This window comes from Arthrobacter bambusae (genome assembly GCF_022606295.1).
In the GTDB taxonomy this organism is placed as follows: domain Bacteria; phylum Actinomycetota; class Actinomycetes; order Actinomycetales; family Micrococcaceae; genus Arthrobacter; species Arthrobacter bambusae_A.
Genome location: NZ_JAHHZS010000012.1, coordinates 90,377 through 111,247 on the forward strand (window position 1 = coordinate 90,377; position 20,871 = coordinate 111,247).

Annotated in this window: 22 protein-coding genes; 17 read left to right on the forward strand and 5 right to left on the reverse strand. The window is 65.3% G+C overall.

The window, feature by feature from the left end; translation table 11 throughout:
- The first annotated feature begins 78 nt into the window (after window positions 1–78).
- Genes KNN17_RS10590 through KNN17_RS10620 form a run of 7 tightly spaced genes read left to right on the forward strand, consistent with a single transcriptional unit; the run spans window position 79 to window position 5,859 of the window.
- Window positions 79–1,188 (forward strand): histidinol-phosphate transaminase, encoded by a 1,110-nt coding sequence (locus tag KNN17_RS10590; protein ID WP_372489657.1) that lies wholly within the window; start codon window positions 79–81, stop codon window positions 1,186–1,188.
- 43 nt (window positions 1,189–1,231) lie between these two features.
- Window positions 1,232–1,858: an imidazoleglycerol-phosphate dehydratase HisB gene (gene hisB, locus KNN17_RS10595; protein ID WP_078105662.1), complete on the forward strand. Its 627-nt coding sequence runs from the start codon at window positions 1,232–1,234 to the stop codon at window positions 1,856–1,858.
- The gene (hisH, locus tag KNN17_RS10600; RefSeq protein ID WP_241708829.1) at window positions 1,855–2,610 is read left to right on the forward strand and encodes an imidazole glycerol phosphate synthase subunit HisH; all 756 of its coding nucleotides are present in this window, start codon (window positions 1,855–1,857) and stop codon (window positions 2,608–2,610) included. The genes hisB and hisH overlap by 4 nt, the downstream gene beginning before the upstream one ends.
- A 1-nt stretch (window position 2,611) precedes the next feature.
- Window positions 2,612–2,770, forward strand: coding sequence for a hypothetical protein (locus KNN17_RS10605; RefSeq protein ID WP_171983385.1), 159 nt, complete (start codon window positions 2,612–2,614; stop codon window positions 2,768–2,770).
- Between the two features lie 47 nt (window positions 2,771–2,817).
- Window positions 2,818–3,564: a bifunctional 1-(5-phosphoribosyl)-5-((5-phosphoribosylamino)methylideneamino)imidazole-4-carboxamide isomerase/phosphoribosylanthranilate isomerase PriA gene (gene priA, locus KNN17_RS10610; RefSeq protein ID WP_241708830.1), complete on the forward strand. Its 747-nt coding sequence runs from the start codon at window positions 2,818–2,820 to the stop codon at window positions 3,562–3,564.
- On the forward strand, window positions 3,564–4,466 hold the full coding sequence (locus KNN17_RS10615; RefSeq protein WP_241708832.1) for an SseB family protein: 903 nt from the start codon (window positions 3,564–3,566) through the stop codon (window positions 4,464–4,466). The genes priA and KNN17_RS10615 overlap by 1 nt, the downstream gene beginning before the upstream one ends.
- Window positions 4,467–4,524: 58 nt before the next feature.
- Window positions 4,525–5,859: an MFS transporter gene (locus KNN17_RS10620; RefSeq protein ID WP_241708833.1), complete on the forward strand. Its 1,335-nt coding sequence runs from the start codon at window positions 4,525–4,527 to the stop codon at window positions 5,857–5,859.
- Window positions 5,860–5,942: 83 nt separating this feature from the next.
- On the opposite strand, the gene KNN17_RS10625 is transcribed toward KNN17_RS10620, so the two are convergent.
- Window positions 5,943–6,329, reverse strand: a complete 387-nt coding sequence (locus tag KNN17_RS10625) for a DUF1844 domain-containing protein (protein ID WP_078105657.1) — start codon at window positions 6,327–6,329, stop codon at window positions 5,943–5,945.
- A gap of 376 nt (window positions 6,330–6,705) precedes the next feature.
- Between KNN17_RS10625 and infC the strand changes: the two genes are divergently transcribed.
- The 5 genes from infC to KNN17_RS10650 all read left to right on the forward strand — a co-directional run bounded on the left by infC (window position 6,706) and on the right by KNN17_RS10650 (window position 10,593).
- Window positions 6,706–7,764: a translation initiation factor IF-3 gene (gene infC / locus KNN17_RS10630; RefSeq protein WP_241708834.1), complete on the forward strand. Its 1,059-nt coding sequence runs from the start codon at window positions 6,706–6,708 to the stop codon at window positions 7,762–7,764.
- A gap of 117 nt (window positions 7,765–7,881) precedes the next feature.
- On the forward strand, window positions 7,882–8,076 hold the full coding sequence (gene rpmI, locus KNN17_RS10635) for a 50S ribosomal protein L35 (RefSeq protein WP_059387794.1): 195 nt from the start codon (window positions 7,882–7,884) through the stop codon (window positions 8,074–8,076).
- Window positions 8,077–8,193: 117 nt separating this feature from the next.
- Window positions 8,194–8,724, forward strand: coding sequence for a 50S ribosomal protein L20 (gene rplT, locus KNN17_RS10640; protein ID WP_078105655.1), 531 nt, complete (start codon window positions 8,194–8,196; stop codon window positions 8,722–8,724).
- 53 nt (window positions 8,725–8,777) lie between these two features.
- Window positions 8,778–9,674, forward strand: a complete 897-nt coding sequence (locus KNN17_RS10645; protein WP_241708838.1) for a TrmH family RNA methyltransferase — start codon at window positions 8,778–8,780, stop codon at window positions 9,672–9,674.
- A 1-nt stretch (window position 9,675) separates the two neighbouring features.
- Window positions 9,676–10,593, forward strand: a complete 918-nt coding sequence (locus KNN17_RS10650; protein WP_078105653.1) for a cation diffusion facilitator family transporter — start codon at window positions 9,676–9,678, stop codon at window positions 10,591–10,593.
- 14 nt (window positions 10,594–10,607) lie between these two features.
- Here KNN17_RS10650 and KNN17_RS10655 read toward each other — a convergent pair whose 3' ends face one another.
- Complete coding sequence (locus KNN17_RS10655; protein WP_241708839.1) at window positions 10,608–11,816, reverse strand: MFS transporter; 1,209 nt, start codon at window positions 11,814–11,816, stop codon at window positions 10,608–10,610.
- A 146-nt stretch (window positions 11,817–11,962) separates the two neighbouring features.
- On the opposite strand from KNN17_RS10655, the gene KNN17_RS10660 reads away from it, so the two are divergent.
- On the forward strand, window positions 11,963–12,403 hold the full coding sequence (locus tag KNN17_RS10660) for a (deoxy)nucleoside triphosphate pyrophosphohydrolase (RefSeq protein WP_241708840.1): 441 nt from the start codon (window positions 11,963–11,965) through the stop codon (window positions 12,401–12,403).
- 25 nt (window positions 12,404–12,428) lie between these two features.
- Here the strand turns inward: KNN17_RS10660 and KNN17_RS10665 are convergent, their stop codons facing one another.
- Window positions 12,429–13,523 carry an Rv2578c family radical SAM protein gene (locus KNN17_RS10665; protein WP_241708841.1) on the reverse strand — a complete coding sequence of 365 codons (1,095 nt, stop codon included), beginning with the start codon at window positions 13,521–13,523 and terminating at the stop codon, window positions 12,429–12,431.
- Between the two features lie 124 nt (window positions 13,524–13,647).
- On the opposite strand from KNN17_RS10665, the gene pcp reads away from it, so the two are divergent.
- Entirely contained in the window at window positions 13,648–14,295 is a 648-nt protein-coding gene (gene pcp, locus KNN17_RS10670; RefSeq protein ID WP_241708842.1) for a pyroglutamyl-peptidase I, read from the forward strand.
- Here pcp and KNN17_RS10675 read toward each other — a convergent pair.
- Entirely contained in the window at window positions 14,292–14,960 is a 669-nt protein-coding gene (locus KNN17_RS10675) for an SIMPL domain-containing protein (protein WP_241708843.1), read from the reverse strand. The genes pcp and KNN17_RS10675 overlap by 4 nt on opposite strands.
- 172 nt (window positions 14,961–15,132) lie before the next feature.
- Here KNN17_RS10675 and pheS point away from each other — a divergent pair, with 172 nt between their 5' ends.
- Genes pheS through KNN17_RS10690 form a run of 3 tightly spaced genes read left to right on the forward strand, consistent with a single transcriptional unit; the run spans window position 15,133 to window position 19,438 of the window.
- Window positions 15,133–16,194, forward strand: coding sequence for a phenylalanine--tRNA ligase subunit alpha (gene pheS, locus KNN17_RS10680; protein WP_078105647.1), 1,062 nt, complete (start codon window positions 15,133–15,135; stop codon window positions 16,192–16,194).
- Window positions 16,195–16,196: 2 nt separating this feature from the next.
- Window positions 16,197–18,746, forward strand: a complete 2,550-nt coding sequence (pheT, locus tag KNN17_RS10685) for a phenylalanine--tRNA ligase subunit beta (protein WP_241708844.1) — start codon at window positions 16,197–16,199, stop codon at window positions 18,744–18,746.
- A gap of 47 nt (window positions 18,747–18,793) precedes the next feature.
- A complete protein-coding gene (locus tag KNN17_RS10690) occupies window positions 18,794–19,438 on the forward strand; it encodes a 4'-phosphopantetheinyl transferase family protein (protein ID WP_241708845.1) in 645 nt (214 codons plus the stop codon).
- 27 nt (window positions 19,439–19,465) lie between these two features.
- Here KNN17_RS10690 and KNN17_RS10695 read toward each other — a convergent pair whose 3' ends face one another.
- Window positions 19,466–20,863, reverse strand: coding sequence for a M1 family metallopeptidase (locus KNN17_RS10695; protein ID WP_241708847.1), 1,398 nt, complete (start codon window positions 20,861–20,863; stop codon window positions 19,466–19,468).
- Between the last annotated feature and the right edge of the window lie 8 nt (window positions 20,864–20,871).

Genomic DNA, 20,871 nt, shown 5'->3' on the forward strand with positions numbered 1-20,871 from the left:
CAGGGTGGCAGCCCGCCTGAACGGGCGCAGGGCCGTCACAGTTTCAGGGCATCCGCCGTGGCACCTTAAACTGTCATGGTGAGTGAGCGACTTGACCGACTTCCCCTCCGGACCAACCTCCGCGGCCTGAGCCCGTATGGCGCGCCGCAGCTTGATGTCCCGATTTTGCTCAACGTCAACGAGAATACGCATGGCGTTCCGGCCGATGTCCAGGCGGCCATCACCGAAGCGGTGGCGGCAGCCGCGACCGGACTGAACCGCTATCCGGACCGTGAGTTCACAGAACTGCGCGAGGCCTTGGCGGAATACCTTGGCCACGACCTCGCTGCCGGGAATATCTGGGCAGCCAACGGTTCCAATGAAGTGCTGCAGCAGATCCTCCAGGTTTTCGGTGGCCCCGGACGGTCCGCGCTCGGGTTCCCTCCCACGTACTCCATGTACCCCCTGCTGGCCAGCGGCACCGACACCGCCTACATTGCGGGTGTTCGCGGCGATGACTACGGACTCGATGCAGCCTCGGCCGCCGCGCAGGTGCGCGAACTCAAACCGAACGTCGTGTTCCTTTGCTCGCCCAACAACCCCACCGGCACCGGACTTGGCCTGGATGTTGTCGAAGCCGTGTACGAGGCAGGCGAAGCAAGCCAGACAGTCGTGATCGTGGACGAGGCCTACCACGAGTTCGCCCACGATAATACGCCAAGCGCGCTGACGCTCCTCCCTGGCCGGGAGCGCCTGATCGTCTCCAGGACCATGAGCAAGGCCTTCGCCCTCGCCGGTGCACGCATCGGCTATATGGCCGCTGCCCCCGAGGTCGCCGACGCGATCCGCCTGGTCCGCCTTCCGTATCACCTCTCCGCCATCACCCAGGCGACTGCGCTGGCCGCACTCCGGCACCGCGAAGCCCTCATGGCCGACGTCGAAGACATCAAGATCCAGCGCGATCGCATTGTCAGCGAGTTGACCCGGATGGGCTTCACCCCGGCCGCCTCCGATTCGAACTATGTTTTCTTCGGCGGAATCGAAAACCCCCATGCCCTGTGGCAAGGCCTGCTGGAGCGTGGAGTCCTGATCCGCGACGTCGGCATACCGGGCCACCTCCGGGTGACGGCAGGCACGGAGCCGGAGACCACGGCCTTCCTTGAGGCGCTCGAAGCCTTGCTGGACGGCCAGGCTCCCTCACCGGCCTAGACTTGGACAAGCCCCACCACACCTTCCTCCTAAGGACATATCAATGAGCGAAAACGGCGCCAGCACGGCGGCCGCCCGGACTGCACGCATGGAACGCACCACCAGTGAGTCCTCCGTCTTGGTTGAAATCAACCTCGACGGCACTGGAGTCTCGGACATCAGCACCTCAGTGCCGTTCTATGACCACATGCTGACGGCGCTCTCCAAGCATTCGCTCATCGACATGACCGTCAAGGCGACGGGAGACACCCACATCGACGCCCACCACACGGTGGAGGACGTTGCGATCACCTTCGGCGAGGTCCTGCGCACCGCGTTGGGCAACAAAGCCGGTATCCGTCGCTTCGGCGAGGCTACGGTTCCGTTGGATGAAGCGTTGGCCCACGCCGTCGTCGACGTCTCCGGACGCCCTTACCTGGTCCACGGCGGTGAGCCCGCCGGCCAGGAATACCACCTGATCGGCGGACACTTCACCGGTTCGCTGACCCGCCACGTCTTTGAGGCCATTACCCTGCACGCCGGCATCTGCCTCCACATGAATGTCCTGGCCGGCCGGGATCCGCACCACATCGTCGAGGCACAGTTCAAGGCATTCGCGCGTGCACTCCGTTCCGCCGTCGAGTCCGATCCCCGGGTCGAAGGCATTCCGTCCACCAAGGGTGCCCTGTGAGTACGCATATCCTCAAGGATGGCGCCGTGGTGGATCCGAAGGTAGCCAGCCGCATCGTCTCGCCTGAGGGCAAGCCGACCGTAACGGTCCTTGACTACGGCTCGGGCAATGTCCGCTCGGCAGTCCGCGCCCTTGAGCGTGCCGGTGCGGCAGTCACACTGAGCGCCAAGCCTGAAGACGTCCTGAACGCTGACGGGCTCCTGGTCCCCGGCGTCGGCGCCTTCGAAACAGTGATGCGCGAACTCAAGGCAGTCGACGCCATCCGGATGATCGGCCGGCGTGTTGCCGGGGGCAGGCCCGTCCTCGGTATCTGCGTCGGGCTCCAGGTGCTGTTCGAAGCCGGTGTCGAGCACGGAACCGAAGCCGAAGGCATGGGCGAGTGGCCGGGCAAGGTGGAGCTCCTGCCGGCGCCCGTTGTCCCGCACATGGGCTGGAACACGGTGGACGTGCCGGAAGGCTCGAAGCTGTTCGCCGGCGTCGAGCACGAACGGTTCTATTTCGTGCACTCGTACGGCGTGCAGAAGTGGGAATTCGACGTCGTCCAGCCGCGCATGGCCCCGCCGAAGGTAACCTGGTCCGAACACGGCGCCCCCTTCATCGCCGCCGTGGAAAACGGACCGTTGTGCGCCACGCAATTCCACCCCGAGAAGTCGGGCGACGCCGGAGCCCGGCTCCTGCGCAACTGGGTTGAGGGCCTGCGTCCACCGGCCAAGTCCCAACCGCACGCGAGCGAAGCCGAAGGAACTGCCTGATATGTGGTCCGTTATTCTCATGGGCACGGCCGGGCTGCTGGTCGGCGGCGGTATCTCCTTCCACCAGCAGAAACGCCCCGCCTGGGTTTCCGTTTCGTTCTACGTACTCGCCGGCCTTGCACTGCTGGCTGCCTATCTCTTCACCCTGGCCCCTAAATGACCCGGCCGGGCAACTGACGCCCGTCCCCACAAACACCGAGGACTTCAATGACCACCGCCTCCGAACTGCCAGTTCTGGAACTCCTGCCCGCCGTCGACATCGTGGACGGCCAGGCCGTCCGTCTCCTTCAGGGAGAAGCCGGTTCCGAGACAAGCTACGGCACCCCGTTGGAAGCAGCGCTGAACTGGCAGAACGCCGGAGCCGAGTGGGTGCACATGGTGGACCTCGACGCCGCCTTCGGCCGCGGCAACAACGCCGGTCTCATCACCGAGGTTGTTTCCCAGCTGAACGTCAAGGTGGAGTTGTCCGGCGGACTGCGCGACGATGAATCCCTTGAGCGCGCACTCGAGCTCGGCGTCGCCCGCGTGAACCTGGGAACCGCCGCGTTGGAGGACCCCGAGTGGACACGCCGGGCCATCGGCCGCTTCGGTGACAAGATCGCCGTCGGGCTCGACGTCCGCGGCACAACCCTCGCAGGCCGGGGCTGGACCAAGGAAGGCGGGGATCTCTGGGAAGTGCTCGCCCGCCTTGAGGACGCCGGCTGCGCCCGCTACGTGGTCACCGACGTGACGAAAGACGGGACCCTGCAGGGTCCCAACGTCGAGCTGCTGCGCCAGATGGTGGAAAAGACCGGCAAACCTGTCATTGCGTCCGGCGGAATCTCGAGCCTGGAGGACCTGCGGGTGCTCCGCGAACTCGTGCCGCTCGGGGTCGAAGGAGCGATCGTCGGCAAGGCGCTGTACGCCGGGGCCTTCACCCTTCCGGAAGCCCTGGACGTCGCCGGGCGCCGCTGATGTCCCACGATCCACAGTCCCCGGCCGCTGACAAGGATTCGACTCCCGCGCCCCGGCAGTTGCCCGGGCACATCGCCGCGGCCCTCGCAGGTGCCGGGGGAGCAGTCGATTCCGCCGGCCAGCCCTGGGCGGGCCGGGATTTGAGCGGAGACGCCGCCAAGATCCACAACTTCGAAGACGACGACGGAACGGCCGACGCCGGGTACCTCGCCGCCGTCGCGGCCCTGCTCGCGGGTACCGGGAGCGAGGCCGGTGTGGTGGCTTCCCTGGCGACCGCCAGGGTCTTCGTTCCGGTCGTGGCCCAGCTTGCTGAGGAAGCGGAGGGCGTGGACGGCCTCCATGCCGACAAGCAGGCCGACATGGCGCTCGTGACACTGAAAGCGCCGGATGGCCGCACGGCCATGCCCGTGTTCACTTCGGCCGGCGCACTTGAGTCCTGGCACCCGCAGGCCCGTCCCGTCGCAGTCTACGCGGCCCGGGCAGCGCTGTCGGCTGTCTCGGAGGGAGCCCAGCTGCTCGTGCTCGACCCCGGTTCCGATGTGACCTTCGTTGTGAGACGGCCCGCCATGTGGTCGCTGGCGCAGCAACGTGACTGGACGCCGTCGTACCTTGATGATGAACTGGAGGCTGCTCTCAATTCCCTGGCAGGGGTGTACCCGGCCGTGCGGCGCCTGGAGGTGCGGCCGGGATCGGGAATGGCTTCGCGCACGGCTGACGGATCGGCCATGGCCGGCGGAGGACCCGGGCCCGAATTGCGCGTGGTGCTGTATCTCGAAGACGGCCTGGACGCCGCAGCGGTGCAGGACCTCGTCGCCGGGCTGAACGGGCGTTGGGCGCAGAATGAATTGTTCGCCGAGCGGGTTGACTCCATCGAAGTCAGCCTGCAGCGGGCGGCACAGTAGCCGGAGGCACAGGGGGAACGTCCTTGTCCTGCCCTCGGCAGAACAGGGGATGTAGCTCGTGAATTTCTCTCTCTACCGGGAGATGCTGTCCATCACGTCCGTGCGGCGTCTCCTCTTGGTGGGCATGGTGGCCCGCATACCGCACTCGGCAGCCGGGGTCCTGCTCACTTTGCACATCGTGCTCACCTTGGGCAAGGGATATGCCGCCGCCGGTGCTGCCGCCGCGGTCTTCACCATCGGCATCGCGATCGGCGCCCCGTGGCGGGGCCGGCGCGTGGACACCGTCGGGCTGCGCAAGGCGCTTATTCCTTCGGTGGTGTCGGAACTGGTGATTTGGTCCGTGGTGCCCCACGTCAGCTACGAATGGATCCTTCCGCTCGTCTTCGTCGGGGGCCTGCTGACGCTGCCGATCTTCAGCGTCATCCGGCAGTCCCTCGGTGTCCTGGTTGACGGTGAGCAACGGCGTTCCGCCTATGCCTTGGACTCCATAGGCACCGAAGTGGTCTTCATGATCGGCCCCGCGGTGGGCGCAGTTGTCGCTACCAGCGGCTTCACGGTCCTCGGCCTGACCATCGTCGGTGTGTGCACCTCAGCCGCCGGGCTGTTCTTGTTCTGGTTCAACCCGCCCACCCGCAGCGAAGTCGTCCTGGATGCTGGCCAGACGGCTGACCGGGATGCCGATGAGCTCCATGCGGCCGAAGCCGCCGTGGTGGCATCGGCGCCGGCCCATCTCCAGGAAGCCGCCTCCGAGATGGCTCCGACGGTTTTCCAGCCGTCCGGGCTGCGGGGAAGGATGGCCCGGAACTTCACGTGGTTCACCGCGGCAGTGGCCGCCGTGTTCGCCGTCGCCGCAGGATCAGGCATGGTGCTGAGCGGCACCGACGTCGGAATCGTCGCGGTGTTGCAGCGCGGCGGGCACGAGAGCCAGATCGGAATTGTCTTCTTCTTCTGGTGCGCCTCTTCGGTCGTCGGCGGGCTCATCTACGGCGCCATGCACCGGCCCGTTTCACCCATCCTCCTCCTGCTGGGCATGGCGGCACTGACCATTCCGATGGGCTTCGCCGGGGACACCTGGACCCTTGCATTGTTGTCGCTGCTCCCCGGCCTGCTCTGCGCGCCCGTGTTGTCCGCGGCATCGGAAAAGGTCGCCGACCTCGTGGACGAGGAACGGCGTGGAGAGGCAATGGGCTGGTATGGCTCGGCCCTTACGGCGGGGGTAGCCTTCGGTTCGCCGGTCGCGGGGCTCTTCATCGACGGAGTGGGGCCCTGGGCCGGCTTCGTCGCCATCGGGACGGCGGGAGTGATCCTGTGCCTGGCCGGGCTGTTCCTCCAGCTGCGTCGGCGCCGGAGCATGACCATCTCCCGCGCCGGCGGGGGAGATCCCGCCAGCTGAGTTTCGCCCAAGCGCGATAGTACGACGACGGCGGGCCGGCCAAAGGGGCCGGCCCGCCGTCGCGGTCCTACAGGTAGTCCGGATCAGTTGACCGGGCCGGTGAACTTTTCGCCCGGGCCCTTGCCCGGCTCGTCCGGTATCAAGGACGCCTCGCGGAACGCAAGCTGCAGGGAGCGGAGGCCGTCGCGCAAGGGGCCGGCGTGCTGCGAACCGATTTCCGGTGCTGCGGCGGTGACGAGTCCGGCCAAGGCGGTGATCAGTTTGCGGGCCTCGTCCAGGTCCTTGAGCTCCTCGGCCTCGGGATCGTCGGCCAAGCCCACCTTGACGGCTGCTGCGCTCATGAGGTGAACGGCGCCGGTGGTGATGACCTCAACAGCCGGAACTTCCGAAATGTCGCGGATCTGCTGGCCTACTCCGGCATCGGTGCCGGTGGGCTCGTGGTCGAGGGAATTGCTGTCTGAAGTGCTCATGCTGGTAAGCTTGTCACAGACCGACTGGAAGTTGCCATTTCCATGGCATATGCAGCGCTCGGCCACCCATCGTTAATGTGCGGTTGGTTGCCGATTTCTGTAGAATTGATTTTCAGTTTGCAAGCGGAGTTCTCTCCCACCCGCGTCAGCCGTTTCCCTTCGGGGATGTAAGTTGCCGGGTACTTGGTCGGACACCGTTCAAGGTCAACCTTGGATGGTGCGAATGCCCCCATTGAGGGGCTTATCCGATCTTCGAGGCCTTCGATTGCGCCAGCAATTGGGGGCCTTCTCTATTTGCCGGTGGAATACTCATCACAACAACAGGAGCTTTGACATTAGCGAGCCAAGAATCAATGAGCGTATCCGCGTCCCCGAGGTGCGTTTGGTCGGCCCTGCCGGCGAACAGGTTGGAATCGTCCGTATTGAGGACGCCCTGCGTCTGGCTGCCGAGGCTGACCTGGATCTCGTTGAAGTTGCACCGCAGGCGAAGCCTCCGGTGTGCAAGCTGATGGACTTCGGCAAGTACAAGTACGAAGCCGCTGTCAAAGCCCGTGAGGCCCGCAAGAACCAGACAAACACGGTTCTGAAGGAAATCCGCTTCCGCCTGAAGATCGACACCCACGACTACGAGACCAAGCGCGGCCACGCGCTTCGCTTCCTGGGTGCCGGTGACAAGGTAAAGGCCATGATCCAGTTCCGCGGACGTGAGCAGCAGCGCCCTGAAATGGGCATCCGTCTGTTGCAGCGCTTCGCTGAGGATGTTGCCGAAGTCGGCGTGATTGAGTCAAGCCCGCGTATCGATGGCCGCAACATGGTCATGGTGATCGGTCCGCTGAAGAACAAGGCTGAGGCCAAGGCCGAGGCCCGCCGCGCGGCGCAGCGTGCAGAAGCCAAAGCCCAGAATGAAGCCAAGGCTGCAGGCCGGATTGACGTTTCAGGCGAGGATGCTCCCTTGACCCAGTCACTCGCGGACTTGCTCCCGGCGGAACTCTTGACCCAGGCCGAGGAAACCGCCCCGGAGACCGTTGAAGCTGAGGCTGCTGAAGTCGAAGAGGCTCCGGTCGCTGAGGACAATGTTGTCGAAGAGGCCCCTGTGGTTGACGCGACTCCGGTTGTCGAAGAGGCCCCTGTGGTTGACGCGGCTCCGGTTGTCGAAGAGGCCCCTGTGGTTGAAGCGGCTCCGGTTGTCGAAAAGGCTCCCGTAGCTGAGGCTGCCCCGGTTGCGGCGCCTGCGAAGGCACCGGCACCGATCAAGGCTTCTCAGCCGGCAAAGGCTCCTGAGCAGGGCGCTCCGAAGCCCGTTGTGCCGGCTGCTCCCAAGCCTGCTGCTACACCAGTACCGAAACCGATGGCGAAGCCCGCGGTTCCGAAGCCTGCAGCTCGACCGGCAGCCCCCAAGGCCGCCCCGAAGCCAGCGGCGCGCAAGACCAACTAGTCACGCCGCAGGAGGCATCCCCTCCGCCCGGCACGAAAGCAGCAGCCGCCTCCTATGGGGTGGCTGCACGAAAGAACTGCAGACCCAGTCTGCGGACACGTAAGGAGATCGGTTCCCATGCCGAAGATGAAGACCCACAGTGGTGCTAAGAAGCGCTTCAAGCTGACCGGTACCGGCAAGCTGAAGCGTCAGCAGGCCAACCGCCGCCACTACCTGGAGCACAAGTCCTCCACCCTGACCCGTCGCCTTGCCGGCGACAAGATCGTCTTCAAGGGCGATGCCAAGGTCATCAAGAAGATGCTCGGCGTCTAAGTTCCAAGTTTTCTGGTTGCTGCCATCCGGTAGCTGCCGACTACACCAAAGCCTTCTCAGGCCGGCCGGGTTTCCGGCAGTAGCAGCTTGGGATAAGAATTTTGAAGGAGTACGCACGTGGCACGTGTGAAGCGGGCGGTAAACGCCCACAAGAAGCGTCGGGTTGTCCTTGAACGGGCCAAGGGTTACCGCGGTCAGCGGTCTCGCCTGTACCGCAAGGCTAAAGAGCAGCTGCTGCACTCGTTTGTGTACAGCTACGGCGACCGCCGCAAGAAGAAGGGCGACTTCCGTCGCCTCTGGATCCAGCGCATCAACGCTGCATCCCGCGCCAACGGCCTGACCTACAACCGCCTGATCCAGGGCCTGAAGGCCGCTGAGGTCGAGGTTGACCGCCGCATGCTGGCCGAGCTGGCCGTCTCCGACGCCAACGCTTTCGCCGCACTGGTCCAGGTAGCCAAGGATTCCTTGCCTGCCGACACCTCCGCTCCGGCCGCCAAGGCCGAGTCCGCTCCGAAGGCTGCCGCCAAGACTTCTGCGGCTACCAAGGCTGCTCCGGCAGTCAAAGCCTCCGTTTCCGACGAAGAGCCCGCTGCCAAGGCCCCCAAGGCCAAGGCTGCGAAGAAGCCGGCCGCTGAAGCTGCTGAGTAGCACGCGTAGCCTCAGTTCATGGGACAGTGGCAACTGCCACTAATGTTCTGTATATGAACGAAACCGGGCGCCCGCAAGAACTTCCGATGTCCAACCCCCGAGCCGATCGGGTCAGGGATGTCGCAAAGCTTGCAGGGCGCCCGGCCCGTTTAAAACGCGGCCGGTTCCTCGCGGAAGGCCCCCAAGCTGTTCGTGAGGCGCTGGTCCTGCACCGGGAGCGGACCGCGGCGGGGGAGCCCGGCGTCGTCCACGAAGTCTTCGCGAGCGAAAGCTGCCTTGACCGGCTCCCTGAACTGGCCGGGCTCGCCGATGGCGTCGCATTGCGGCTCGCGAACGACGACGTCCTGGCCGCCATGGCGGACACTGTCAACCCCCAAGGGATTGTGGCCGTCTGCAGTTTTGTGGACGTCAGCCTTGAATCGGTGCTCGACGCCGGACCGCGGCTGATCGCCGTCATGTGCCAGGTGCGGGACCCCGGCAACGCTGGAACAGTCCTTCGGGCCGCCGATGCCGCGGGCGCGGATGCGGTCGTCTTGACGGCCTCCAGCGTTGACATCTACAACCCGAAGGCCGTGCGGTCCACGGCAGGTTCGCTCTTCCACCTGCCCGTTGTCCTGGGTGCGGACGTCGAGGAACTCGTGGCCCTCTGCAAGGAACGCGGTATCGGGATCCTCGCCGCGGACGGTTACGGCACCCTCAACCTGGACAAACTCCAGGATGAGAACGCGGCACGCCGTCTGGGAGCGTCGGCAGCCCTTTCCGCTTACGCACTCGAAGCACCAACGGCCTGGCTGTTCGGTAACGAGGCGCAAGGGCTTTCAGAGTCGGAACTGGCGCTTGCGGACCATCGCGTCGCCGTGCCGGTTTACGGTTCGGCGGAAAGCTTGAACCTCGGCACAGCCGCCACTGTCTGTCTTTACGCCAGCGCACGCTCCCAGCAGGGGGCCTGACGTGGCTGAACACGGCGGTACCAAGGCAATCCTGGCGGCACTTGGCGCCAACCTGGCGATCGCCGTGCTCAAGTTCGTCGCATTCGTCCTGACGATGTCGTCGTCCATGTTGGCCGAGGCGATTCACTCTGTAGCGGACTCCGGCAACCAGCTGCTCCTGCTGCTTGGCGGGAAGCGGGCGAAGCGCGCCGCTAGTCCGGAACACCCGTTCGGCTATGGCCGGGAACGTTACATTTACGCTTTCATCGTTTCGATTGTGCTGTTCAGCGTTGGTGGCCTCTTCGCGCTGTACGAATCCGCGGAGAAGTTCCAGCATCCCCATGCCATCGAAGGTGGTTTCTGGTGGGTGCCGCTGGCTGTGCTCCTCGGCGCGGTGGTGGCGGAATCCTTCTCTTTCCGGACGGCCATCCACGAGTCCAATCCCTTGCGCGGCGGGCAGAGCTGGATCAAGTTCATCCGCAACGCCAAGCAGCCGGAATTGCCTGTGATTCTCCTGGAGGACTTCGGAGCCCTGCTGGGCCTCGTTTTCGCCCTGTTCGGCGTGAGCCTGACCCTCCTCACGGGCAACGGCTTGTGGGATGCGGCGGGCACGGGAATGATCGGGCTGCTTCTTGTGGGAATCGCCGTGGTGCTCGCGGTGGAGACCAAGTCCTTGCTGCTCGGCGAATCAGCCACCAAAGAGGACAACGCGCGCATCACGGCAGCCATCGAGTCCGACGGCACGCGCATCATCCACCTCAAGACCATGCACCTGGGTCCGGAGGAGTTGCTTGTCGCCGCGAAGATCAGTGTGGGCGCGGCAGATACCGGCCAGGCGATTGCCAAAGCGATCGACGACGCCGAACTCAGGATCCGCACTGCAGTGCCGATCGCGCGGGTCATCTACCTTGAACCGGACGTGGAGCGGGTGCAGGTCTAGGTCCTGCGACAGCACTATGCAGCCAGTGGCCTCTTGCGTTCCAGCCAGCCGCTGATGCCCGCGACTCCAAGTCCCAGGATTGCGAGGACAGCACCGACGAGGGCCGGGGCAACGTAACCCCAACCCCAGGCGATGACCACGCCGCCCAGGAACGCGCCAAGCGCGTTGGCGATGTTGAGGGCGGAATGGTTGAGCGAGGAAGCCAGGGACGGGGCGTCCGGTGATGCGTCGAGGAGGCGCGTCTGCAACGGCGGAACCAACATGGAGCCGATACCGCCCACGATGAAGACCATGATGAACGCGGACCACGCCCAGTGGGCTGCGACGGCGTAGGCCACCAGCGCCAACGCGATGAGCGGAAGGACCCGGTAGATGGTTCCCATGACCGACTTGTCGGCGATGCGGCCGCCGAGGATGTTGCCTGCCACCATGCCGAGACCGTAGAGGGCAACCACCAGGGGTATCAGCGCCTCGGGGATGCCGGCCACGGACGTCATGGTGTGGGAGATGTACGTGTAGGTGGCAAAGAAGCCGCCAAAACCGATGATTCCGATCAACAATGCCAGCCAGACCTGGATGCGTTTGAGGGCACCGAGTTCCCGGCGGATGCTTGCCTCGGGGTGGGCAGGCTCAAAGGGGACAAATTTCCACAGCAACACGCTGGTGGCAAGGCCGATCGCGCCGACGACTATGAAGAGCAGGCGCCACCCGAAGCTCTGGCCGAGCCACGTAGCCACGGGAACGCCGATGACATTGGAGATGGTGAGCCCGCCCATGACCATCGAAATCGCCCAGCCGCGCTTGGTGGGAGCAACCAGGCTCGCCGCGATGACCGCGGCGATCCCGAAGAAGGCGCCATGGGGCAGTCCCGAGGCGAACCTCGTGATCAACATGGTTCCGTAGTCCGGTGCGATGAAGGACGTCAGGTTCGCTATGGACAGGAACAGCATGAGACCCAAGGCAAGTTGCTTGCGGGGGAGGCGGGCGCCCAGGGCAGCGAATATCGGCGCCCCCACCACGACCCCCAAGGCGTAGGCAGAAATCAGGTTCCCGGCCTCAGGCGTGCTGATGTTGAGTCCTTGCTCGATCTCCTTGAGCAAGCCCATCATGGTGAACTCCGTGGTGCCGATGGCAAATCCACCCATGGCAAGGGCGAAGATCGCCAGCGCCACGTGGCGGTTTCCGGTCTTTTGGGAGGTCTTGCTGACAGCGGTAGTGGTCATCGTCCTGTTTCTTGGGGGTGAGTGGGAAGCCACTCGACGGGAATAAAGCCAGCTTTCAAGCTTAGTGCGAGTCTCCGGCGAATGGCCCTGAATGTGAGCACTTCCATAGGCGGAGGTGATCACCTGGCGGCCCATAGACTGTTGCGGTGACTGGACTGATAAGCGTGGCGGGCGCCGCCGTCGTCGATTCCCTTGAAAATCCGAAACGGTTGCTCGTCGCAAAGCGCAGCGCCCCACCGCAATTCGCGGGTATGTGGGAGTTCCCGGGCGGCAAACTCGAGGCCGGGGAATCCTTCGAAGACGCCCTGCACCGCGAACTGCTCGAGGAGCTCGGAGTCACCGTCCGGCTCGGAGCCGAAGTGGAACCGCAGGCAGGCACGGGATGGCCCCTGAACGAGCGGGCCGTCATGAGGGTATGGTTCGCCGAACTGCTCGACGGCGCGCCGCGTCCCCTCCAGGACCATGATGAACTCCGGTGGGTTCCGCTGGGCAACGGAGACGAGGCCTCCACGTTGCCGTGGATCCCTGCCGACCTTCCGATTGTCCAGGCGCTGCTGGAGCGGGTGGCCTCGGGCCTGCTTGGCTGAACAGGTTTGGCTAACAAAGACCTGGCTAGAAAAGAGTGGACTGGCCTGCTGTTGGTACGGAAGCCGGTGGTGACGACGCCGGCGGTTCCTTGCCGACAGCGGCGTTCCTGTGGCTGAAACCGCTGCTTCCGGAGTAACCGTGGCGGGCCTTGAAGTAGTTGATACGTCCACTTAGCCAGGTCCTGTATTCCTTGGAGGCATACGAGCCTTGGCCGTAGAGACGGCGGTACTTGCCGACCAGGCCGGGGTGCTGTGCCGCCAGCCACTGCATGAACCATTCCCGGGTGCCCGGCTTCAGGTACAACGCCCCGGCCGTGACGCCGGTGGCACCGGCGTCGGACAACGCGGTAAAGAGCGACTCCAGGGCTTCATCGCTGTCCGTCAGCCACGGCAGGATGGGCATGGCCATGACACCGCAAGGCAACCCGGCCTCGCGCAGGCGGCGGATGAGCTTGAGCCTGGCGCGTGGTGCGGGCGTGCCCGGTTCCACCGCCGATGCAAGGGCTTCGTCAGTCATGGCCAGCGAGATGCCCAGATCCACCGGCACTTGGCTGGAGGCGTGCTTGAGGAGGGGGATGTCGCGGCCCAGGAGGGTTCCCTTGGTGAGGATGGAGAACGGTGTACCGGAATCGGCCAAGGCCCGGATGATCCCCGGCATCAGCTGATAGCGGCCTTCTGCCCGCTGGTACGGATCCGTATTGGTGCCGAGCGCCACGTGGTGGTGGCCCCACGACGGTTTCGCGAGTTCCTTGCGCAGGACCTCGGCCGCGTTGATCTTCACGATCACTTGGGAATCGAAATCGTGTCCGGCGTCGAACTCCAGATAGGTGTGGCTCTTGCGCGCAAAGCAGTAGACGCAGGCGTGGCTGCATCCGCGGTAAGGATTGACCGTCCATTCGAAAGGCATCTGGGAACCGGACGCCACCTTGTTGAGCACCGATTTGGCGGTGACCTCATGGAAGGTGACTCCGGAGAATTCGGGGGTAGAGACGGAACGCACAAGCCCGGCCAGCGGCAGCAGTGCGTCTGTTGCTGGGGCGGCTCCGGACGGAATGCTGTTGCTGTTGTCTCCTTGTGCCGGACCACGTCGTGGTGAAAGCGCCTGTGCGTCCCATCTCATATGCTTCATTCGAATATATGTTCGAATGGTTGTCAAGGCCTGCTGAACCACGGGCTGATGAAACAGCCGGTGAAAGTCCGCGCGAGGACGGGGGAGTCGCGCGAGCTGTTGCTAGGGTGGGTGCATGATTCTGCTGACGGGGTTCGAGCCTTTCGGTGGCGATTCGAACAACCCTTCGTGGGCTGCCGTCCTCGAAGCGCAGGAAATCTTGCGCACAGAAGGACATGGAGTGGAAGCGCTCGAGCTGCCGTGCGTCTTCGGTGAATCCGTCGCGGTCCTGCGCGACGCCGTCGGCCGACTTCACCCCGAGCTGGTTGTCTGCGTCGGGCTCGCCGGAGGCCGGGACCGCCTCTCCTTGGAGCGCGTGGCCATTAACTGCGATGACGCCAGGATTCCGGACAACGCCGGAAACCGGCCCATCGACGAACCGGTGGTCCCCGAAGGGCCAGCGGCGTACTTCAGCACGCTGCCGGTGAAGGCCGCGCTCCGGGCACTGCAGATCGCCGGAATCCGCGCCGAAGTCTCACAGACCGCCGGGACGTACGTGTGCAACCACGTGTTCTATGCCCTCATGCACGAGCTCGCCGGAACGGCAGCACCGCGTCCGCGGGGCGGCTTCATCCACGTTCCCTATGACGAAGCGCGGACTCCGCAGGGAAGCACCGCGCCCGGCATGGCGACGCGGGACATGGGCCGGGGGATCGCCGTCGTCGTGCGCACAGCGCTTGAGACTCCGGTGGACGCGAAGCTGTCCGCCGGCGCTATTCACTAAGCTGGCGCTGGTCTCTGGGCCGGCGCTGGCGAGTCCAGCTCCCACTGCACCAACACGCTCGCGGAAACAGCCGCCGATCCCGCCTCGATGGGAACGCCTTCGCCCGCGGAGGCACGCTTCATGCCGGACATCATAGGCACAGGTGATCCATGCTCCGGCCGCTGATCGATGGAGAGCACCCGCCCCAAGCGGACGCCTGCGAGTGACGCAAAGCGGGACGCCGTCGCTTCGGCTTCCCGCCACGCCGCCGCTTGTGCCCGCGCCGCAACCGCGGACGAATCCGTGAATCCTTGCTCGATCCCGTTGATGCGAAGGCTGTCACCCCCCGCAGCCACCGCCGCGGAGATGGCCGCGGGGGCCGCCGACGGCGGGCCGACCCGGGCGACCAGGGTGGTGGACGCAACATAACCAGTGACCTTTTGCCCCTGGTTTTCGGCCCAGACAAGTTCGGCGCGCAGATTGAGGCCGCTGGTCCGCAGATCACATGCGGCCACGCCGTGCCCCCGCAAGGCGTCCGTGACGGCCGCGGCGATCGCTCCGGCGTCGTCATAGGCCGCCTCGGCGGCGTCCCGCCTGACTTCGACGGCGAGTGTGAGTGTGAGCAGGTCGGGAACGGCTTCGGCGGTTCCTTCTCCGGTGACAGTGATGGTGCGGGCCGGTGTCATGAAGCCATGCTAGCCCCGGGCGCTGGAAGGGTGTCATGGGTTAAAGCCCCGCCGAACCCTTCTACTAGACTGGGGTTAGTGTCCGCCGGACGTGTCCGGCGAGCATGACTCCTGCTTTTGCCACGGCCCTGCCTGGTGAAGACCATTTCCGACTCGTAGCTAAGAACAGTAGATGACTGACACTTTGCCGGGCGCTGCCATCCCGAACCCTCTGGATGAAGCTGCCATCACCGCTGCCGTTGAGGAAGCCGTCGCCGCGATTGCTGCTGCATCCTCCCTCGAAGAACTCAAAGCCGTCCGCTTGGCGCACACCGGCGAGAAGTCGCCCTTGAGCCTTGCCAACCGTGAAATCGGTGGCTTGCCCAAGGAACAGAAGGCCGCCGCGGGCAAGCTCATGGGTTCGTCCCGTGGCCGCGTCAACCAGGCGCTCGCAGCACGGACCGCTGTGCTCGAAGCCGAAAACGACGCCCGCATCCTCGTCGAGGAAACCGTCGACGTCACGGCGGCACCGCGACGGCGCCGCGCCGGTGCCCGCCACCCGCTGTCCACGCTGCAGGACCGTGTCGCGGACATCTTCGTCGGCATGGGCTGGGAAATCGCCGAAGGACCCGAGGTCGAGTCCGAGTGGTTCAACTTCGACGCCCTCAACTTCAAGCCGGACCACCCGGCCCGCGAAATGCAGGACACTTTCTTCGTGGAGCCTCCCGAGGCGCATCTGCTCATGCGCACGCACACGTCCCCGGTGCAGGTCCGTTCCATGCTGGAGCGCGAAGTGCCCATCTATGTGCTGTGCCCGGGCAAGGTGTTCCGCACCGATGAACTCGATGCCACCCACACGCCCGTGTTCCACCAGTTCGAGGGCCTGGCCATCGACAAGAAGCTGAGCATGGCCGACCTGCGCGGCACCTTGGAGCACTTCGCCCGGCAGATGTTCGGTGACGAGGCACAGATCCGGCTGCGTCCCAACTACTTCCCGTTCACCGAGCCTTCCGCTGAGCTGGATATTTGGCACCCCGGCGCCAAGGGCGGCCCCCGCTGGATCGAATGGGGCGGTTGCGGCATGGTCAATCCCAACGTCCTGCGCGCTGCCGGCATCGACCCGGACGAGTATTCAGGTTTTGCCTTCGGCATGGGCATCGAGCGCACGCTCATGTTCCGCAACGAGGTCGGCGACATGCGCGACATGATCGAAGGCGATGTACGTTTCAGCGAGCACTTCGGGATGGAGATCTAACAGTGCGTATCCCACTTACATGGCTGCGTGAATTCGCGCAGGTTCCGGCCGACGCCACGGCCGAAGACGTCATGGCGGAACTCGTCAAGGTCGGTTTTGAGGAAGAAGCGGTCCACCGCCCCACGGACGAACTCAAGGGTCCCATCGTGGTGGGCCAGGTCCTGAGCCTCGTCAAGGAACCGCAGTCCAACGGCAAGACCATCAACTGGTGCCAGGTCCGCGTTGTCCCTGAAGGCCAGGAGCAGACCCTGACCGGCAAGGGCATCGATCCTTCCGGCGTGCAGGGCATCATTTGCGGTGCCCACAACTTCGTCGAGGGAGACAAGGTTGTGGTGACCCTCCCGGGCGCCGTGCTCCCGGGTGACTTCCACATTTCCGCCCGCAAGACCTACGGGCACCTGTCGGCAGGCATGATCGCCTCCGTCCGTGAACTCGGCATCGGTGAGGACCACGACGGCATCCTGGTGCTCTCCCGCATCGGCTTGGATCCCGAAATCGGCACCGACGCCATGTCCCTTCTGGGCCTCTACGACGAAGCCGCCGAAATCAACGTCACCCCGGACCGCGGCTACGCGTTCTCCATTCGTGGCGTGGCACGCGAGTACGCCCACGCCACCGGAACCGTCTTCACGGACCCGGCGGCCAAGGTCAACGCCCCCGCGGCGCTCTCCGGCGGCTATGGCGTCAAGCTCAACGACGACGCCCCCATCTACGGCAAGCCTGGTTGCGACCGTTTCGTGGCCCGCACAGTCCGCGGCGTGGACGCAACCCGTCCCACCCCGCCATGGATGGTCTCCCGGCTGCGTCTTGCCGGCATCCGCTCCATTTCGCTGCCTGTCGACATTTCCAACTACGTGATGCTCGAACTCGGCCAGCCGAACCACTGCTACGACCTCGACAAGCTTTCGGGCGACATCGTGGTCCGCCGAGCCGTCGCGGGCGAGAAGATCACCACCCTTGACGACAAAGTGCGGGCGCTCGACGTCGAAGACCTCCTGATCACCGACGACTCCGGTGCAATCGGCATCGCCGGCGTGATGGGGGGAGCCAACACCGAGGTTTCCGATTCGACCACCAACATCCTGGTCGAGGCCGCGCACTTCGACGAGGTCTCGATCGGTCGCTCGCGCCGCAGGCACAAGCTGCCGTCGGAGGCGTCCAAGCGATTCGAACGCGGTGTGGATTGGCAGGTTGCCAACGTAGCTGCCCAGCGCGTCGTCGACCTCCTGGTGGAACTGGCCGGCGGGACGGCGGACGAAGCCGGCACCGACGTCGGGACGGCACCTGACGCCGTCACCATCGAGCTGCCGGCAGGCTACGCGGCCTCCCGGATCGGCATCGACTTCACGGAAGAGCAAATCACGGGTTCCCTCAAGGACCTCGGCGCCATCGTCCTGAAGGACGAAGCGAGCGACTCCTACGTGGTCACGGCACCGAGCTGGCGCAACGACCTGGAAACCAAGGAAGACCTCTCCGAGGAAATCGCGAGGCTGGTGGGCTACGACAACATCCCGGCAACCCTGCCCGTGGCCCCTCCTGGCCGCGGCCTGACCCGGACCCAGCAGCAAAAACGCCGCGTGGTCCAGGCCCTCGCCGACGCCGGGCTCACCGAGGTCCTGTCGTACCCGTTTGTCTCCAAGTCGGCCAACGACACCTTCGGCGTGGCAGAGGAAGGCGCGGCACGCACCGCCCTCAAATTGGCCAACCCGATCAGCGAGGAACACGGCTACCTGCGTACGTCCGTGCTTCCGGGCCTGATCGAGGTGGCCCGCCGCAACCACTCCCGCGGTTTCCGCGATCTCGCCCTTTTCGAGGCAGGCTCGGTGTTCCTTCCGGACGGTCAGCTCGGCACGGCATCCATCCCGCCGCTGGGAGTCAAGCCAACCGACGAGGTCCTTGACGGACTGTACGACGGCGTCCCGGACCAGCCGCTGCACATTGCCGCGGTCTTGACCGGCCATGATTCCCCGGCAGCCGCGGCCCACACCCCGCGTGCCTGGGACTGGGCCGACGCCCTGGATGTTGCCCGGCTCGTCGGCGACGTCCTCGGCGTCGAACTCGTCGTCAGCCAAGGCAGCCACCAGGCGTTCCACCCGGGCCGGGCCGCCCGGTTGGCGCTCCGCTCCGGCGACGTCGTCGGCTACGCCGGCGAGTTGCACCCCAAGCTGCTCGCCGCCCATGACATGCCGGCGCGCTCCGTTGCCCTCGAGCTCAATGCGGACGCACTGTTCGACGCCGCTCCGGACGTCATTGTCGCCAAGCACATCTCCGGTTTCCCGGTGGCCACCCAGGACGTAGCCCTTGTGGTGCCGCAGGACGTTCCGGCGGACGCAGTGCTGGCGGCCCTCCGGGAAGGCGCCGGCGAACTCCTCGAAGACGTCGCCTTGTTCGATGTCTACGCGGGCCAGGGGATCGAAGACGGCAAGAAGTCGCTCGCGTTCGGGCTGCGGTTCCGTGCCTCGGACCGCACTTTGACCGCCGACGAGGCATCGGCGGCACGTGAGGCCGCCGTCGCCGTCGCCGCAGAGCGATTCGGGGCAGTCCAGCGCTGACGGACATCAACCCGGGGGTCCAGGGGCTGGCTGTTCACATCCAGTCCTTGGACCCTGCCGATTCCGCCGCCATCGAAAAGATCGCGGCGGAATTGCTGTCTCCGGCCGAGACGCTTCGGGCAAACACCATGGCCCCGGCCCTGCGCCTGGAATTCCTGGCCTCCAGGCTGGCGCAGCAAGTCTTTGCGGCCACCCTTCTGGGTGTTCCCGCCTCGAAGCTCCAGGCGGCCTACGAGTGCCCGGACTGCGGTTCCGGTCCGGACATCGCGCATGGCCGGCCCGGATACCTGCTCGACGGCGGCCCCGCACCCTTGGCGCTTAGCGCCTCACGGTCGTCGGGCTGGGTGCTGTTTGCCGCCGTCGTACACCCCGGACCAGGGCTCCGGGTGGGCGCCGACCTGGAAAATGCCGCGGGCACGGAGTTCACCGGCTTCGACGACGTCGCCCTCACCGTGCGGGAGCGGCGCCATCTCGACGCGCTGGATCCCGCGGGGCGGCCCCAGGAGCGAGCACGATTGTGGGCGCGCAAGGAAGCCTGGTTGAAGATGACGGGCGACGGGCTCAGGGTGGCCCCGGATTCCCTCGATGTGCTTGACAGGGCGGGGCTGTGGGACCTCGAACTCCCGTCAAGCGCGGGCGGCCGGGATCTTCCGGCCGGTCTGCTTGCCGCCCTCGCGATATCGGCACGCTAAGTCCTTGGACAGGCTGGATTTTCGGGATCAGCCGAAAGCGGGCACCCTTGCCTGGTACAGCCACGGTTCCAGGACACTTCCCGCGTCGAGCCCCGGGACGTAAGTGTTTGCCGCAGCGATGAATTCCTCCGTGGAGACCGAGCTGTGGCGCTTGGCCTCGGTCCAATGGCGCAGCAATCCGAAGAACGCTTCGTCTCCACATGCGCGGCGGACGGCGTGGAGGGCCAGGGCCCCGCGCTTGTAGACGCGGTCATCGAACATGTGCTCCGGTCCGGGATCCCCGATCACGAGGTCCTGGGCGCCCATGTCGAGCTTGCGCCACGCGGCCCTTGCGCGGTTGGCGAGGGACATGACGCCCGCCTCTTCGGACCAGATCCACTCGGCATAGCACGCGAAGCCCTCATGCAACCAGATGTCCCGCCAGCTGCTCACGGTGAGCGAGTTGCCGAACCACTGGTGGGACAGCTCGTGGGCGATGAGGCGCTGCGCGTCCCACGATTGCTCCATGTGGTTCCTGCCGAAGATGGAGAGGGTCTGGGCCTCAAGCGGTATTTCCAGTTCGTCCTCGGTCACCACGGCCGTGTATTCGGCAAAGGGATACGGACCGAAACACTCCACAAAGGTGCGCATCATGTCGGCCTGCCGTGCCAGGCCTTCGCGGGCCTCGGTCAACAAACCGGGGGAGACAGCAACGAACTGGGGCACCGGAGCCTGCCGCAGGGCTTCGGCGTGATGGGCAGTTCCGGCGCGGACCCCACCCGGGGCGGGGCTGAGCTGGTGAAGCCGGTAGCGTCCGATTTGCACGGTGGCGAGATAGCTTGCCATCGGCTCGGCCTGTTCGTAGACCCAGGTTTCGCGGCTTGATTTCCTGCTGTGGGAGACGAGGCGGCCGTTGCAGATGGCGCGGTAGTTGTCGTCGGTGGTGATGCTGATCAAGTAGCTGGACTTGTGCCGGGGATGGTCGTTGCACGGGAACCAGGACGCGGCGCCGTTCGGCTGCCCGGCAACCAGCACGCCGTCTTCGAGCTCTTCCCACCCGACTTCGCCCCACAGGCCCCGGCGCGGCTTCGGGTTGCCGTCGTAGCGGAGTTCAACCGTGAAGTGCTGGCCTGCCCGCAAGCGGTCTTTGGTGGTGATCACGAGGTGTTCGCCGCGCGGGCTGAACTTCGGCACTTTCTTGCCGTCAACCAGGATTTTGGAAGCCTTCATGCCTACCAGGTCGAGGACTACGGAGTCCGTGTCTTCGAGCGTGACGCAACGGAGCACGGCGCGTCCGTTAAGCCGGTTGCTGCCCAGGCTGTAGTCCAGGTCCAGTTCATACCTCTGGACCTGGAATGCCGTGCTCCCATGGTGCAGGGTGTAGGGATCGGCGGCAGTTGTAGTGGTTTCCCGCGCTTGGGGTGTTCCGGGTTCGCTGCGGCTCATGTGCGCTG

Excerpts from the sequence above, each read along its gene's own strand:
- hisB (WP_078105662.1), top strand. The coding sequence starts at position 1,232 with ATGAGCGAAAACGGCGCCAGCACGGCGGCCGCCCGGACTGCACGCATG.
- KNN17_RS10605 (WP_171983385.1), top strand. The coding sequence starts at position 2,612 with ATGTGGTCCGTTATTCTCATGGGCACGGCCGGGCTGCTGGTCGGCGGC.
- priA (WP_241708830.1), top strand. The coding sequence starts at position 2,818 with ATGACCACCGCCTCCGAACTGCCAGTTCTGGAACTCCTGCCCGCCGTC.
- KNN17_RS10615 (WP_241708832.1), top strand. The coding sequence starts at position 3,564 with ATGTCCCACGATCCACAGTCCCCGGCCGCTGACAAGGATTCGACTCCC.
- KNN17_RS10625 (WP_078105657.1), bottom strand. The coding sequence starts at position 6,329 with ATGAGCACTTCAGACAGCAATTCCCTCGACCACGAGCCCACCGGCACC.
- rpmI (WP_059387794.1), top strand. The coding sequence starts at position 7,882 with ATGCCGAAGATGAAGACCCACAGTGGTGCTAAGAAGCGCTTCAAGCTG.
- KNN17_RS10645 (WP_241708838.1), top strand. The coding sequence starts at position 8,778 with ATGAACGAAACCGGGCGCCCGCAAGAACTTCCGATGTCCAACCCCCGA.
- KNN17_RS10655 (WP_241708839.1), bottom strand. The coding sequence starts at position 11,816 with ATGACCACTACCGCTGTCAGCAAGACCTCCCAAAAGACCGGAAACCGC.
- KNN17_RS10665 (WP_241708841.1), bottom strand. The coding sequence starts at position 13,523 with ATGAGATGGGACGCACAGGCGCTTTCACCACGACGTGGTCCGGCACAA.
- pcp (WP_241708842.1), top strand. The coding sequence starts at position 13,648 with ATGATTCTGCTGACGGGGTTCGAGCCTTTCGGTGGCGATTCGAACAAC.
- KNN17_RS10675 (WP_241708843.1), bottom strand. The coding sequence starts at position 14,960 with ATGACACCGGCCCGCACCATCACTGTCACCGGAGAAGGAACCGCCGAA.
- pheS (WP_078105647.1), top strand. The coding sequence starts at position 15,133 with ATGACTGACACTTTGCCGGGCGCTGCCATCCCGAACCCTCTGGATGAA.
- KNN17_RS10695 (WP_241708847.1), bottom strand. The coding sequence starts at position 20,863 with ATGAGCCGCAGCGAACCCGGAACACCCCAAGCGCGGGAAACCACTACA.